We start from the raw sequence: 14,704 nt of genomic DNA, 5'->3' as shown, positions 1-14,704 counted from the left end.
GGTCAACACCCATCTGTCGTTCGTGCCGGGGTGGAACGCCGTGCAGCTGCGCCGGCTGGCCCGCCGGCTCGCGGACGTCCCGGGGCCGCTGGTCCTGCTGGGCGATCTGAACCTGCCCGGCCGGCTGCCGGCCGCGCTCACCCGCTGGCGCCGGTTGGCGGTGACGCCCACCTACCCCGCGCACTCCCCGCGGGTGCAGCTCGACCATGTGCTGGCCCGCGGGCCGGTAGGCAGGATCATCGCCGTGCAGGCCCGCCGCGTGCCCATCTCGGATCACCTGGCGCTGTCCGTCGACCTCGCCGACCCGCGGGCCTGACCCGCGGCGGGCCCGGTGCTCGGACTCGCGAGCAGGTCGGCGAGCTCCTCCTCGGACAACGTCGGGGGCCGGACAACGGCGCCGGTACGCACGTACAGGAAGGCGGCGTCGACCGCACTCGGGTCGACGCCCCGCAGGCGGGCCCAGGCCAGCCGGTAGATCCCGAGCTGAAGATCGTCGGCATCNGACCGGCCGGTCTTCCAATCGACCACCTCCCATCGACCGCCGCCGAGGTCGTAGACAGCGTCGATGCGACCGCGCACGATCCGCCCGGCGAGGCGGAGCTCGAAGGGTGCCTCGATCGCGAATGGCCGCCGGGCACCGTACGCGGTACGCAGAAACGCCTGCTGCAGCGAGCGCAGATCGTCGTCGGTGAGCTCCGCGTCGGCCGCGCCGGGCAGATCCTCGGTGTCGATCAGTGCACGGTAGTCGAAAATCTCCTCAACCCAGGCGTGGAACCGGGTGCCGCGACGGGCCGCGGCCACTGGACGGCGCGGCAGCGGCCGGACCAGCTCACGGGCGAACGCCTCCGGGTCCGCGCGCAGCCGGACGATCTGGGACGCGGTGAGGCTCGCCGGCAGGGCGACATCGGTCCGCGCGAGGCGTGCCGCGCGTTCCTCGGCGAGCAGCAGCCGGGCCTCCCGGTCGAGCTCGGCGAGCAGGACGCGCTCGGCCGCCGTCATCCCGGCCGGACCGTCGACGAACGGTTCCCCGGCCGGTTCCGCCGACGCCCCCGGTACGCTCAACGCGGCCAGCCGCGCCATGACCCCCTCGGCCGCGGCGAGGCGCCGGGCGTACGGCTCCGGCTCGTAGGGGATCGGCCAGGCGAACCGTTCCGGCGTCGCCAGCGCCGGGTTGGTACGCTCCGCCGGCTCCGGCGCCCAGACGTCGACCAGCCCACCGCCGGTGCGGGCGTGCTCGGCGAGCTCGTCGAGGAACACCGAGGCACCGCGTGGGGTCTTCTGGGTGGGCCCCCACCAGTGCCCGCTCGCGAACAGCAGCGACTTCGCCCGGGTGACCGCAACGTAGGCGAGCCGGCGTTCCTCCCGCTCGGCGTACTGACGGGCATCGGCCCGGAAGGCGTCCAGGGCGGCCTTCTCGGCGCAGACCGTGAACGCCGGCAGATCGTCGGCATCGCCGCGCAGCGGGATCGGCAGCACGCCCGGCGAGGTGGTCCACTGGTCGCGCACGGTCAGGTCAGGGAACACCTTGCTGGTCAGGTTCGGGACGGCGACGACCTCCCATTCCAGGCCCTTGGAGCGATGCATCGTCATCAGGGCGATCGCGTCGGCCCCGGACGGGCCGGCGACGTCGAGACCCCGCTCGTGCTCCCGCGCCGCCCGGAGGAATCCGAGGAACGCGGGCAGGGAGTTCGTGCCGTCGGGATCGGTGAAGCCCGCGGCCACATCCAGGAAGGCCGCGACGTTCTCCTGGCGCCGGGCCCGCACCGCCACCTCGGTCGCCGTGAGCTCCACGTCCAGCCCGATCGTCGCGACCACCCGGTGCAGCAGGTCGAGCAGGCCCTCGCCGACGTGCCCACGCAGCGCGGCGATCTCGGCGGCAAGCCGACGCACCCGGGCGCGCCCCGGCGCGGACATCTGCGGCCCGGGGTCGTCGAGGACGTCCGACAGGGCGACGACGTCGGCGGGGTCGACGTCGGCGACCGCCTCGGCAAGTGGATCGGACCGTCCCGGCAGGTCCGGATCGCCGACCGGGTCCGGGACCCGCGCCGCCTCACGCGCGTGGCGGCCGAGCGCGGCGAGATCCCGGGGGCCGAGCCGCACCCGCGGCCCCGTGAGCAGCCGGACGAGCGCGGCGTTCGCCGTCGGCGAGTCGAGCACCTCCAGCATGGCCACGATCTCGGCGACCTCCGGGACGATGAGCAGCCCGGTCAGCCCGACGACCTCGACGGGCAGCCCGGCCGCCTGCATCGCGGTAAACAGCGCGGGGATGTCGCCACGGGCCCGGACCAGCACGGCGATGTCGCCGGGAGCGGTGCCGGCGTCGACCACCCGGCGGAGCTGGCCGGCGATCCAGGCCACCTCGTCGGCCCAGCTGACGTGCAACGCGACCACCGCCTCGCCCTGGTCAGCCACGTCGGGCCGCGGGCGGAGCTCGACGACGCGGTGACGGGCCCGCAGCTGTGCGGCGACGGTGTTGGCGAGGCGGAGCAGCCGGCCGCCGCTGCGCTGGTTCACCGACAGTTCGTAGACGGCCGCGGGCGTGCCGTCGGCCCCGGGGAAGTGCGTGGGGAAGTGGTCGAGGTTCGCCACCGACGCCCCGCGCCAGCCGTAGATCGCCTGGCAGGGGTCGCCGACGGCGGTGACCGGATGCCCGCCGCCGAACAGGCCGGTGAGCATCCGCCGCTGGGCCACCGAGGTGTCCTGGTACTCGTCGAGCAGGACGACAGCGGCCCGCGCCCGCTCGGCCCGACCGACCTCCGGCATGGTCTCGGCGAGCCTCGCGGCACAGGTGACCTGGTCACCAAAGTCCAGGACATCGCGTTCCCGCCGGGCCGCCCGGTACTCCGCCACCAGGGCGGCCAGCTCCCGGCGCCCCCGGGCGGCGGCCGCGCACCGGCGTAGCTCCCGGCGGACGCCCCGGGTGCCCCGCCGCTGCTCGGCACGCCGCAGCGCCGCGTCGATCTCGGCGAGCAGCGCGCCGTCGAACGCGACGAGGTCCGCCGGATCGACCAGGTGCTCGCTCATCTCGGCGTCCAGCGCGACGAGCTCGCCGACGAGCGCGCCCAGCGAACGTGTCAGCGCCTCCNCCTTCCCGCCGTGGGAGCGGGCGACCCGGGCGGCGAGCTGGTAGCGGGCCGCGCCGGAGATCAGCTGGAGGTCCGGCTCCAGCCCCAGCCGCAGGGCGTTGTCGACGACCAGCCGCCCGGCGAAGGCATGGTAGGTGGCGACGGTCGGCTCCCCGTCCACCTCGCCGTCCGCGGCCGGTCCACCCGGGCCCGCCCCAGCCGACGCCTTGCGCAACGCCAGCCGCACCCGGCCGGACAGCTCCGCCGCCGCCTTCGTCGTAAAGGTCAGTCCGAGCACCTGGTCGGGCCGCACCTGCCCGGTGGCGACGAGCCAGACCACCCGCGCGGCCATCACCGAGGTCTTGCCGGATCCCGCACCCGCGATGATGACCCCCGGTTCGAGCGGAGCGGTGGCCGCGGCGATCTGCTCGTCGGTATACGGGACCTCCAGCAGGTCGCGCAGGTCGTCCGGGTCGAGCCGGGGACCGGCGACGCCGCCCGCCGGGTCACCGTCGACGTCGCCGTCGAAACCGGGCAGGAACGGCTGGCGGGGAATCGTCACGTGGACGCCCGCGCCCGGCTGCTCCACCCGCGGGTTCACTCGACCACCTGACGTCCCTCGGGCCGCGCGGGGCAGCTCGTCTGGAAGGTGCACAGCGTGCAGTGGTCGCCGGGCGTCGGCCGGAACGCCTCGGCGTCGATGGTGCGCACCGCCGCGTCGAGCACCTCGTCCATCCAGGTCGCGCCGTGGGGAGGCAGCGCGCTCTGGGCCTGGACCTCCGGCGGGCCAGGCCGCTCCCCCGGCAGCCGCGGACCGGCCGCCGCAGCGCCGGCATCCCGCCGGAGCTGCACGAGCTCCGCCCCGCCGGGCACCGCCCGGGGCTGATCCGCCCCGGGCTGATCCGGCGCCGCGGCCGCGAGCACATCGTCGAGCGCGCCGGCCCGCACGGCGAGCTGATAGCTGCCCAACTGGGGGTGGGTGGCGAGCTCGGCGGGAGCGACCGCGGTCCGACCGGTCTTGAAGTCTATGACGTGGACCCGGCCGGCCTCGTCCAGTTCGAGCCGGTCGATGAATCCGCGCAGCTGGACGTCCCGCCCGGCGACCCGTAGGTCGCAGGAGAACCTGACCTCCGCGTCGATCACGCGCCGACCGCGCTCGGCGGCGTGCCAGTCCAGGAAGCGGGCGAGCGCCTCGCGGGCGGCCGCGCGCTCCTGATCGGAGCGCCAGCGGGCGTCGAAGTCCAACTGCCGCCACACCGTGTCCAGCCGGGCGTCGAGCGCGGCGAGGTCGGCCGGGGTCCGCCCGGTCGTGACCTCGTCCGCCAGGGCGTGCACCACCTTGCCGAATCCCTGCGCGGTCGAGGCCGGGGTGACCGCGTACGCCTCGTGCTNTAGGAACCACCGCAGGGAACAGGCGCCGATGCTCGACAGCGACGAGCCGGACAGCCGGATCGGCCCGGCCACCGGGACAACAGGAACATCCGACGTGGTGGGGTCGAGCAGCCCCCACCAGGTGTCCGGGTGCGCGGCCGGCACCAGGGGCCGGCCCGCCTGGTCCCGTGCGGCGGCGAGCGCGGCGAGGCGGGCCTGCGCGGCGGAGCGCATCACCGGGCTTGAGTCCGGTTCCGTCGCCAGCCGGCGCAGGGTCGCGACCAGGCCGACCAGGGTGAGCGGCCGGGCTGGGCGACCGGGCACGTGCTCCACCGCTACACCCAGTTCCTCAAGGAAGCGGCTCGGCAGGCTGCCGTCGTCCTCGGGGCTGTTCACCGCGGTGACGACCAGCCGGCGCCGCGCCCTGGTCAGGGCGACGTAGAACAGCCGACGTTCATCGGCGAGCAGGTCCTGGCGGGTCAGCGGCGGGCGCAACCCGCCCCGGGACGGCGCGTCGAGCTGCTCCGCACCGAGCAGCGAATGCCGCTCCCGCAGGTCGGGCCAGGTGCCGTCCTGCACTCCGCAGACGACGACGACCTCCCATTCGAGCCCCTTGGCGCGATGGGCGGTCAGCAGCCGCACCCCGCGGCGGCGCACGGACTCCCCGGCCGGCTTGAGGACGTCCCCGGCGATCTGCTGGCGGGTGAGCTCCGCGACCAGGGACGCGACGCCACCGCCCGGCCCACGCCGCTGGCCCAGCCGGGTGACGGCATCGAAGAGCGCCACGACGGCGTCGAGGTCACGGTCGGCCGCGCGCCCGGCGGCGCCCCCGGCCGCCGAGGCATGTCGCAGCCGCGCCGGCCACTCGCTCGCCGACCACAGCGCCCACAGAGCGTCCTGCGGGGCGCCCGAGGAGTCCCGCAACGCCTGACCGGCCGTCCGCAGCAGACCGCCGACCCGCCGGACCGGACCGGCCAGGTCGTCGGGGATCGTCGCCAGCCAGTGGTCGGGCTCGGCGACCGCCGCCCGCAACAGCTCCGCCGACGGCGCCGGATGCTCGGACCCCGCGTCGCGCTCGAGGGTGCGCAGAGCCCGGCCCAGCGCCCGCAGCCCGGCCGGGTCCGCTCCACCGAGCGGCGAGGTGAGCAGGGTGCGCGCCGCGTCGACGGTGAGCGCCCCGGCCGGATCCTCCGCGCAGCGCAGCGCCAGCAGGAGCAGGGCGGCGGCCGGCTCCTGGGCGACCGGCAGGTCGTCACCGTCGGCGCTGACCGGAACGCCGGCGGCGGCCAGCACGCGGCGCAACCGGCCGATCCGCTCGGCCGTGCGGACCAGGACCGCCATCGCGTCCCAGGCGACGCCGTTCTCCAGATGTTCGCGACGGAGCAGGTCGGCCACCGACTCGGCCTCCGCGCCGGTGCCCGGAAACGTGCGGGCCTGCACCTGGCCCGCCCCGGCGTCGGCGCGCCCGACGAGGTCGCGGTGTGCCCGGATCGCGGCCACCGGAAGCCCGGCGGCCGGGATCCGCCGGGCCACGTGCCGGCTCGCCGCCAGCGGGGCCGGGGCCATCCGCCGACAGCGCCGCAGCGCGACGATCGGCGCCGGCTCGCCGTCGAGGCGGGGGNACCGGGCCGGGNAGCCCAGCAGGCCGGCGACCTCGGCCCCCCGGAAGGCATAGATCGACTGGTCCGGGTCGCCCAGCACGACGAGGTTGCCACCACCACCGGCCACCGCCTCCAGCAGGCGTTCCTGAGCCGGATCGGTGTCCTGGTACTCGTCGACGAAGACGTGCCGGTAGCGCCCACGCAGCCAGGCGCCCCCCTCGGCACTCTCGGCGACGACCACGGCCCGGTGGACGAGATCGGTGTAGTCGACCGCCCCCTCGAATCCGAACACGTCGAGGTACATCTCGTAGAACTCGGCGAGGGCGGCCCAGTCCGGGCGGCCGGTACGCCGAGCGAGCTGCGCCAGCGCGACCGGTTCGAGCCCGACCTCGCGGGCGCGGGCCAGCAGCGCCCGCACCTCCTCGGTGAAACCGCGGGTGCGCAGGCAACCCACGAGCGGCTCGGGCCAGACCGGCCGGCCGTCCTCGCGGGAACCCTCGATGAGATCGCGCAGCCGACTGTCCTGCTCCGGGCCGGACAGCAGCCGGAGCCCGCCCGGCGGGGCCGGCCGCTCGTGCGCGCGCAGCAGCGCCAGGCACCAGGCGTGGAACGTCCACGCCCCGGGAGCTCCGCCGGCCCCGCCCTCGGCACCGAGCCGTGCGGTGATCCGCTCCCGCAGCTCTCCGGCGGCTCGCCGGCTGAAGGTGAGGACCAGGATCGACCGCGGATCCGCCCCGGCTTCGATCCGCGCGGCGACCGCCTCGACGAGCGTGGCCGTCTTCCCGGTGCCGGGCCCGGCGAGCACCAGCAGCGGCCCGCCGCCGTGCTCGACCACCGCGCGCTGCGCCGCATCCAGGACGAGCGGACGCGGCGGCGCGACCGGGGCTGCGATCAGCCGGTAGCCGGGACGCGGGGCGGGGGCAGGAAGGACGACCACGGGCAAAGCACATCACGTGGGTCCGACAACCCAGCCAACCCGCCGGCTCCGCGGCGGGTCGGCGTCCGTAGCGCGGCAGCGTCCGTAGCGCGGCAGCGATGGGACCGCGGTGTGGCGACGACCGGGACACTCGACGACCGGGACACTCGGGGGGCCTCTCACGCGTGCGCGTCAGGACGTGGCAGTGTCCTTAGTCATGACCGAGTGCAGCGACAAGGTCGCGCTCCTGACCGGAGCGGGATCCGGCATCGGTGCCGCCTGCGCCCGCCGACTGGCGAGGGCGGGCGCCCGGGTCGTCGCCACCGACCTCGACGCGCACACTGTCAAGGAGGTGGTGGCGACGATCGAGGACGGTGGCGGGGAGGCGCTCGCCCTGGAGGCGGACGTCACCGATCCCGATTCGCTCGAACGCGCCGTCCAGGTCACCGTCGGCACCTTCGGACGGCTGGACCTGGCGGTGAACAACGCGGGAGTGAGCGCGGGGCGCGAGCCGGTGGAGACCACCCCGGCGCAGGACTGGCAGCGGGTGCTGGACGTCAACCTCTCCGGCGTCTTCTACAGCATGCGGGCCGAGATCACGGCGATGCTGCGCGGCGACGGAGGCTCGATCGTCAACATGGCCTCGGTGCTCGGGGTGGTCGGGTTCGCCGGGTCGGCGCCCTACGTCGCCGCGAAGCACGGGGTCATCGGGCTGACCAAGACGGCCGCCCTGGACTACGCCACCCGCGGCATCCGAGTGAACGCGGTGGCGCCGGGCTTCGTGGACACCCCGCTGCTGCATGTCGACGGCCGGCCGCGGCGCGGAGCCGCGCTGTTCTCGCCGATCAACCGGCTGGGCACGGTCGACGAGGTGGCCGAGGTCGTCGTCTTCCTGCTGTCCGACCGGGCCTCCCTGGTCACGGGCAGCGTCTATCTGGCCGACGGCGGCATGGCCGCCCGCTGACCGGGCCCGCGGCGGTCAGGCCGGAGAACCGTCCCACCGGGCCGCGGCGAGATCGACCTGGTCGCCTCCGGGGCGCAGCGGCGTCCGGTCGGCGACGAGCCGGCGCAGGGCCTCGACCGGTGCGGCCGGGTTCGGTTCCCCGGTCGCCCGGATCACCCGGTGCCAGGGCACCTCGTCGCCGAATCGGGACAGCACGGCTCCAACCGTGCGCCCCGACCCGGCGCCGACGTACTCGGCCACGTCGCCATAGGTCATCACCCTGCCCGGCGGGATGCGCGCCACCGCATCCAGCACCTCAAGGGCGTGNGGACCCGGCGCGCCGCCGAGCGAGATCCGGGTACCGAGCCCGGCGGAGACGCTCGCCGGCGGCGCATCACGCCGGGCCCGCGGCCTGGGGCTCATCCAGGCTCCGGGGGACTCGTCCGGGCTCCGTGGCTCATCCGGGCTCANTAGACCGGCAGCGACTTGTCGACCTGGATCGCCCACGCGGTCACGCCACCCTGGACGTGCACGGCAGAGGAGAAGCCTGCGCCCTTCAGCGTGGCGAGCGCGTCGGCCGAGCGCACCCCGGACTTGCAGTAGACGACCACCCGACGGTGCTGCGGCAGTTCGGAGAGATGCGCGGGCAGGTCCCCCTTGGGGATCAGGCGCGCGCCGGGGATCCGGACGATCTCCCACTCGGCCGGCTCACGGACGTCGACGAGCTCGATCGGCTCGCCGGCATCCAGCCAGCTCTTGAGCTCGCCCGCGGTGATCGTCGAGCCGGCGGCGGCCAACTGCGCCTCCTCCGAGACCGCCCCGCAGAACGCCTCGTAGTCGATCAGCTCGGTGATCGTCGGGTTCTTCCCGCACAACGGGCACTCCGGGTCCTTGCGGACCTTGATCGACCGATAGGTCATCTCCAGGGCGTCATACACCATCAGCCGACCGACCAGCGGATCACCGACCCCGGTCAGCACCTTGATGGCCTCGGTGGTCTGGATGGAGGCGATGGAGGCGCACAGCACACCCAGCACCCCGCCCTCGGCGCAGGAGGGGACCATGCCGGGAGGAGGCGGCTCCGGGTAGAGGCAGCGGTAGCACGGTCCGTGCTCGGCCCAGAAGACGCTGGCCTGACCGTCGAAGCGGTAGATCGAACCCCAGACGTAGGGCTTGCCGAGCAGCACCGCGGCGTCGTTGACCAGGTAACGGGTGGCGAAGTTGTCCGTGCCGTCGACGATGAGGTCGTACCCGCTGAAGATCTCCATGACGTTGGAGGCGTCCAGCCGGGTCTCGTGCAGGACGACGTTCACGTACGGGTTGATGTTGCGAACCGAGTCACGGGCCGACTCCGCCTTCGAGCGGCCGACGTCGGACTGGCCGTGGATGATCTGACGCTGCAGGTTCGACTCGTCAACGGTGTCGAACTCGACGATGCCTAGCGTCCCGACGCCGGCGGCGGCCAGGTACATCAGCGTCGGCGAGCCGAGGCCACCGGCACCGACCGCCAGCACCCTGGCGTTCTTCAGCCGCTTCTGGCCGTCCATGGCGACATCCGGAATGATCAGATGCCGAGAGTACCGGCGGATCTCGTCGACGGTCAGCCCCTCGGCGGGGNCGACCAGGGGNGGNAGGGNCACGCTTGCTCCTCGCGTTCGGTGTCGTCCTTCGACGATGCCACAGCGCGACGCGGCGTCGCCGGATTTGGGCCATCCGCCGGGAGGTCCCTCATCACGGGTACACGTCGGACATCGCGACGGCCGGCCCTCTGGTGCAGCGCACGGCGCCCCCGGAGTGTTCCCGCGGCTGCCACGGGTAGACCTCTTCCGACCCACCGCACATACAGTGAGGAGTGAGTGCAGTGTCCTTCACTGACAAGGTCAGGAACAAGATGCAGGAGCTCCGCGGGCGGACCAAGGAACAGGCCGGCAAGGCCACCGAGAACCGGGACCTGCAGGCGGAGGGCCGGGGAGAACGCGGCGTCGCCGACCTCAAGAACGCCGGGGAGAAGGCGAAGGAGGCCTTCCGTCACTGACCGCCCCTGTCGTTGACCGCCTTCCGTCACTGACCGCCCGGTATCCACCGGCCCCCGCCACCACCTGCCCCCGGCTCCCGCGCCGGGACCGCTCCTCAGGTCGGTCGTGGGGAACCGCTCCTCAGGCGGATCGCCGCGTCGGGGGCGTCTTCGAGGTCGGCGTCCTCGGGGCCGTCTTCGGGGCCGTCCTCGAGGAGGTGGCCTTGGCCGCGGAGGCCTTGGCCGCGGAGGCCTTGGCGGGCGGCGTCTTCGTGGCGGCGTTCGTCTTCGCGGTGCTCCTCGTCGAGGACGGCGTCTTCCGGGCGGTCGACCGCGTACCCGGGGCCGACGAGGCACCCTTGACCGAGGAGGTACGGCCGCCCCGCCGTCCATCGGACGCCTTGTCGTCGGACGCCTTGTCGTCGGACGCCTTGTCGTCGGACGCCTTGTCGTCGGGCCCCTCGTCGGTGACCCCGGCAGCCGCGGGCCCCGCGTCACCATCTGCCACAGCCGCACCCCCTGCCACAGCCGCACCACCTGCCACAGCCGCACCACCTGCCACAGCCGCTTCGCCGGGCCGTCCAGCGCGGGCGGCGGCTATGCTCGCGCGCAGCGCCGCCATGAGGTCGCCGACCNCCTCACCAGCCGACCCGCCCGGCGAGGCCACAACCTCGCGGCCGGCGACCTTCGCGTCGATCACGGCCTGCAGGGCCTCACGGTAGTTGTCGGTGTACCTGGTGGGGTCGAAGTCGGCTGCCAGGGTGTGGATGAGCGAGGCAGCCACCGACAGCTCCTGCGGGCGCACCGCGACGTCCTCCTCGAGGAACGGAAAGTCCGGTTGCCGCACCTCGTCCGGCCAGACCATGGTCTCCAGGACGAAGACGCCGCCGCGCACCCGGAGCGTCGCGAGCTGCTCGCGTTGCCGCAGGGCTATCTTCACCAACGCGACACGGCCCGATGCGGCCAGCGCGTCACGAAGAAGAACGTAGGGTTTGGCGCCGGTGCGGTCGGGCTCGACGTAGTAGCTCTTCGCGAAGTAGATCGGGTCGACCTGCTCCAACGGGACGAACTCCAGCACGTCGATCGCCCGGGAGGTGGACAGCGGGAGATTCGCGAAGTCCTCGTCGGTGAGTACGACGGTCTCCCCGTCCGGCAGCTCGTAGCCCTTGGCAATGTCGGCGTAGTTGNCCTCGTCCCCGTCGGCCTCCGCCACTCTCCGGTATCGGATACGAGACCCATCCGACCGTCTAACCTGGTGAAACGCGACATCCCGTTCCTGGGTCGCCGAGTAGAGCCTCACCGGGATGGACACCAGGCCGAAGGAGATCACGCCCTTCCAGGTCGCACGCATGTTCGCCCCTCACGTCACGTACCCCTATGGTGTCCCACCGGAAGCCCACGAGTAAGCCAGACAGGCGAAAAGCTTGAACCTATCAACAGGTGAAGATCTCCAGGACGCCAGCCGCCCTGGAGACACACCGGAGAACACCGACGACCGGCGGGGGATATATGTGCAGGAGGGCGGAACGTACCCAGGACGGGAAGCCTGGTGCGAGCGGGACACGGAGCCGGGAACGGCGCGGGAGCGGGGAGTGGGATGAGTGACGGACNCCACCGCCACGTCCGTGACGAGGCCGGCCCGGCCGATGGCGCGTGAGGGCCACCCNTTCCGGGCACATCGCGATCCGGACCCCGGACAGGTTCGGATCGTCCATTTCCGGCGCCCGCCCCAGCGGGTCGCCATAACGATGAGCGCAGGAGGACGTCCCCATGGGAGCACCCACCGACCTTCCGGCATCCGATCTTCCGATCGAGGCGCCCGACGCCGACGCCGTCGAGCAGGCCCGGGAGATACGTCCGGCCGGCCCGGCGCCGCGCTGGCTACCTTCGGCGCCACCCGTCGAGGCCGACGAGTACGACGTCGTCGAGCAGAGCATCGTGGTCGAGACCGACGAGGACGACGACTACCGCTGACCCGACCACCAGCGACCCGACCACCAACGACCCGACCACCAGCGACCCAGCGCCACCCCGCGCGAGCGACGAGCAGGCCGGCTGGTTTCGTTTCGACGAACGCCGGCCGGTCGGACCCCGCGGGTACTGTTGACCGCATCAACCAGGAGGTGCGCCATCAGCCAGGAGGTGCGCCGGTGACCGCCGAGCCAGCCCCGCCCGACGCACGACCGGGCAGGGCTCCCCGGCTCCCCCGCACCGCGCGCCGCTTCCAGCTTCTGGGAGCCGCCCGCGAGGTCTTCGTCGCCCAGGGCTACCACGCAGCGGCGATGGACGAGATCGCCGAGCGGGCCGGCGTCAGCAAACCGGTGCTGTACCAGCACTTCCCCGGCAAGCTCGAGCTCTATCTCGCGCTGCTCGACGAGCACNCCACCCAGCTGGTGACGAGCGTCCAGGACGCGCTCGCCTCCACCTCGGACAACCACGCGCGCATCGCCCGGTCCATCCGAGCGTACTTCGACTTCGTCAACGACCCCTCTGGGGCACACCAGCTCGTGCTGGAGTCGGACCTGCGCAACGAGCCCGCGGTCCGCCAGCGCATCGAGACCGCCTTCGCCCAGTGCGTGCGGGCCATCGCCGCGACGATCGTCGCCGACACCGGGCTGCCCCAGGACGAGGCCGACCTGCTCGCGGTCGGGCTGGTTGGGCTGGCCGAGACGGCGTCGCGCTGGTGGCTGGTCCGCGGTGCCACCGTGGAAAAGGAACGGGCCATCGAGTCGATGGTGGAGCTGGCCTGGCGCGGCATCGGCGGCTNCCCCCGCCAGGAGCACCGGGATGCCGCGCGCACGAACACGGAGCCGCACGAGGAGGTCCCCCCCGCCGGCTGACGTCGTCCGGCACATCGGGTGTAACGGGCGCGCCGGGCATATCGGGTGTAACGGGTGTAACGGGCGCATCGGGCAAGCGTTTGCCGGGTGAGCGGATGTGCCCGGAGCGAACACGCCGCCCCTGCCGCGGTGGAGAAGTCCCGGAAGCCATAGTGTGGGCGGTGATCCAAGATCGGCGGCGCTCGTCCGCCGACGGTAGGTCCGACGAAGGCGGAGGTCATCGGGTGGAGGTCAAGATCGGCGTCCGGCAGGTCAGTCGGGAGCTGGTGCTGGAGAGCAGCCAGTCCCCGGAGGCTGTCGCCGCGCTGGTGAATGAGGCGGTCAAGGCCGACAACGGGGTGCTGACCCTCGTCGACGACAAGGGCCGGCAGGTGATAATGCCGATCGCGTCGCTGGCCTATGTGGAGATCGCCGCGACCACGACTCGACGGGTGGGCTTCGGCGCCGTCTAGGTCCCGGCCGACCACCGGCAGCGGTCCGCCGGCCGGCCCGCCGGGGAGCCGACCGGCGTCGCCGCGCCGGTCGGCGGGCCCGGATCAGGCGGACAGGCCCAGTGCCGCCATCCGCCGGCCATGCGCCGCCATGATGCGGTTGAAGATCGCCGCCAGCGCCTCCAGGTCGCCAACCCCGACCAACAGCCCGGTGAGCGCGTCGCGATCGACCCCGACCCGCTGGGCCTGCGTGAGCGCCTCACCGACGAGCCGACGGGCCCACAGCGCCAGCCGCCCGGCCACCGTCGGGTTGGCGCTGATCGCCGCGCGCACCCGCTCGACCGCGAAGGCTGCGTGCCCGGTGTCGTCGAGCACCTTCAGAACCAGTTCGCGTGACGGTGACGGAAGCCGCGCCGCGATCTCGCGATAGAAGTCCGCCGCGATGTTGTCCCCCACGTAGGCCTTCACGAGGCTCTCCAGCCAGTCGGCCGGGGCGGTCGAGTTGTGGAAGGCGGTCAGTGGCGCGATGAACGGGGCCATCGCGAGCTCCCGGTCGACGCCGAGCCGGTCCAGCTCGTCGCTGATGGCCTGGAAATGGGCGAACTCGGCGGCGGCCATCTTCGCCAGGGCGATCTTGTCGGCAACGGTCGGTGACATCCGCGCGTCGGTGGCCATGCGCTCGAAGGCGGTCAGCTCGCCGTAGGCGAGCAGGCCCAGCAGATCCACGGTCGCCTGGTCCACGGTCGCCTGGTCCACGGTCGCCTGGTCCACGGTCGGTGCGGGTCCGGCATCCGGGGACGGGGGCACCCGATTGTCAGAGTCACCTACCTGACCGGGGGCGGTGATGGCGATGGGTGTCGCCGGGCCGGTCGGGGTCCGTGTCGTCTGTGCCACAGGCGCGATTCTGACACCCGCCGCAGTCGCTGTCGGCAAACACTCCTGCCAAGGAGCCCCCACCCGGGGTTACACCGGCTATGCTGGGGGCAGCCAGGGGTCGTTATGTCACCTCGGCCGCCGTGTAGCAGGCGTCGCCTCGTCACCTGTGCACCCAGAGTTGCCATCGAGGGCACCGGGGCACATGGATTTTCGGGTCGCGGGCGCCGCGCGGCTCACCGCGAGCGGGTTCAGCGTAGACACCGCTCAGAGAAGACCAGGAGCGTCCCGCTGTCCGTCACAGCTGAAGTACCCACAGATGATCTGACTCCCTACGAGCCACAAACCACCCCCTCCACCCCCGGGTCCCCGGCGGCACCNACCTTCGCGGAGCTCGGCGTGCGCGCCGAGACCGTCTCGGCCCTGACCGAAGCGGGCATCGTGCACGCTTTCCCCATCCAGGAGTTGACGCTTCCACTCGCCCTGGCCCGCAACGACATCATCGGGCAGGCCCGCACCGGCACCGGCAAGACCCTCGCGTTCGGCGTCCCGGTGGTGCAGACGGTGCTGGCGGCCAAGGAGGGTGCCGACGGCCGTCCGCAGGCCCTCGTCGTGGTGCCCACCCGTGAGCTGTGCGTCCAGGTGNNNNC

The 14,704-nt window shown here is 73.2% G+C and carries 12 protein-coding genes and 1 pseudogene (1 of these 13 running past the window's edge); 7 read left to right on the top strand and 6 right to left on the bottom strand.

The window, feature by feature from the left end; all coding sequences use genetic code 11:
* The coding region (locus tag CED_RS25290; protein ID WP_235187028.1) for an endonuclease/exonuclease/phosphatase family protein at positions 1-316 on the top strand (316 nt) is incomplete at its 5' end.
* Here CED_RS25290 and CED_RS11255 read toward each other — a convergent pair.
* Both CED_RS11255 and CED_RS11250 read right to left on the bottom strand, forming a co-directional pair.
* Complete coding sequence (locus CED_RS11255; RefSeq protein ID WP_063613425.1) at positions 274-3,666, bottom strand: ATP-dependent DNA helicase; 3,393 nt, start codon at positions 3,664-3,666, stop codon at positions 274-276. The genes CED_RS25290 and CED_RS11255 overlap by 43 nt on opposite strands.
* Positions 3,663-6,974, bottom strand: coding sequence for an ATP-dependent DNA helicase (locus CED_RS11250; protein ID WP_035910372.1), 3,312 nt, complete (start codon positions 6,972-6,974; stop codon positions 3,663-3,665). Before CED_RS11250 ends, CED_RS11255 begins: the two co-directional genes overlap by 4 nt.
* A gap of 196 nt (positions 6,975-7,170) precedes the next feature.
* On the opposite strand from CED_RS11250, the gene CED_RS11245 reads away from it, so the two are divergent.
* Positions 7,171-7,917 (top strand): SDR family NAD(P)-dependent oxidoreductase, encoded by a 747-nt coding sequence (locus tag CED_RS11245; protein WP_035729824.1) that lies wholly within the window; start codon positions 7,171-7,173, stop codon positions 7,915-7,917.
* Positions 7,918-7,932: 15 nt separating this feature from the next.
* On the opposite strand, the gene CED_RS11240 is transcribed toward CED_RS11245, so the two are convergent.
* Both CED_RS11240 and moeZ read right to left on the bottom strand, forming a co-directional pair.
* Positions 7,933-8,319 (bottom strand): MGMT family protein, encoded by a 387-nt coding sequence (locus tag CED_RS11240; RefSeq protein WP_011438176.1) that lies wholly within the window; start codon positions 8,317-8,319, stop codon positions 7,933-7,935.
* Between the two features lie 44 nt (positions 8,320-8,363).
* Positions 8,364-9,536 carry an adenylyltransferase/sulfurtransferase MoeZ gene (gene moeZ, locus CED_RS11235; protein ID WP_035910370.1) on the bottom strand — a complete coding sequence of 391 codons (1,173 nt, stop codon included), beginning with the start codon at positions 9,534-9,536 and terminating at the stop codon, positions 8,364-8,366.
* Between the two features lie 221 nt (positions 9,537-9,757).
* Between moeZ and CED_RS11230 the strand changes: the two genes are divergently transcribed.
* A complete protein-coding gene (locus tag CED_RS11230) occupies positions 9,758-9,931 on the top strand; it encodes a CsbD family protein (protein ID WP_023841357.1) in 174 nt (57 codons plus the stop codon).
* A gap of 121 nt (positions 9,932-10,052) precedes the next feature.
* Here the strand turns inward: CED_RS11230 and CED_RS11225 are convergent, their stop codons facing one another.
* On the bottom strand, positions 10,053-11,261 hold the full coding sequence (locus tag CED_RS11225; protein ID WP_035910368.1) for a Ku protein: 1,209 nt from the start codon (positions 11,259-11,261) through the stop codon (positions 10,053-10,055).
* 419 nt (positions 11,262-11,680) lie between these two features.
* Between CED_RS11225 and CED_RS11220 the strand changes: the two genes are divergently transcribed.
* The 3 genes from CED_RS11220 (at position 11,681) to CED_RS11210 (ending at position 13,202) form a co-directional block, all read left to right on the top strand.
* Complete coding sequence (locus tag CED_RS11220; RefSeq protein ID WP_023841356.1) at positions 11,681-11,884, top strand: hypothetical protein; 204 nt, start codon at positions 11,681-11,683, stop codon at positions 11,882-11,884.
* A gap of 176 nt (positions 11,885-12,060) precedes the next feature.
* On the top strand, positions 12,061-12,750 hold the full coding sequence (locus tag CED_RS11215; protein ID WP_035910366.1) for a TetR/AcrR family transcriptional regulator: 690 nt from the start codon (positions 12,061-12,063) through the stop codon (positions 12,748-12,750).
* Positions 12,751-12,974: 224 nt separating this feature from the next.
* Entirely contained in the window at positions 12,975-13,202 is a 228-nt protein-coding gene (locus CED_RS11210; protein WP_011438181.1) for a DUF3107 domain-containing protein, read from the top strand.
* A gap of 84 nt (positions 13,203-13,286) precedes the next feature.
* Here CED_RS11210 and CED_RS11205 read toward each other — a convergent pair whose 3' ends face one another.
* A complete protein-coding gene (locus tag CED_RS11205) occupies positions 13,287-14,075 on the bottom strand; it encodes a ferritin-like fold-containing protein (protein WP_369807819.1) in 789 nt (262 codons plus the stop codon).
* A 105-nt stretch (positions 14,076-14,180) separates the two neighbouring features.
* Here CED_RS11205 and CED_RS11200 point away from each other — a divergent pair.
* Positions 14,181-14,704 (top strand): annotated as a pseudogene (locus CED_RS11200) (DEAD/DEAH box helicase) (it continues 1,426 nt past the right edge of the window).

The sequence above is a fragment of the Frankia sp. CeD genome, assembly GCF_000732115.1.
GTDB classification, from domain to species: domain Bacteria; phylum Actinomycetota; class Actinomycetes; order Frankiales; family Frankiaceae; genus Frankia; species Frankia casuarinae.
Note: the sequence above shows the minus strand (reverse complement) of the source record. Positions and strands in the feature narration are given on the sequence as shown.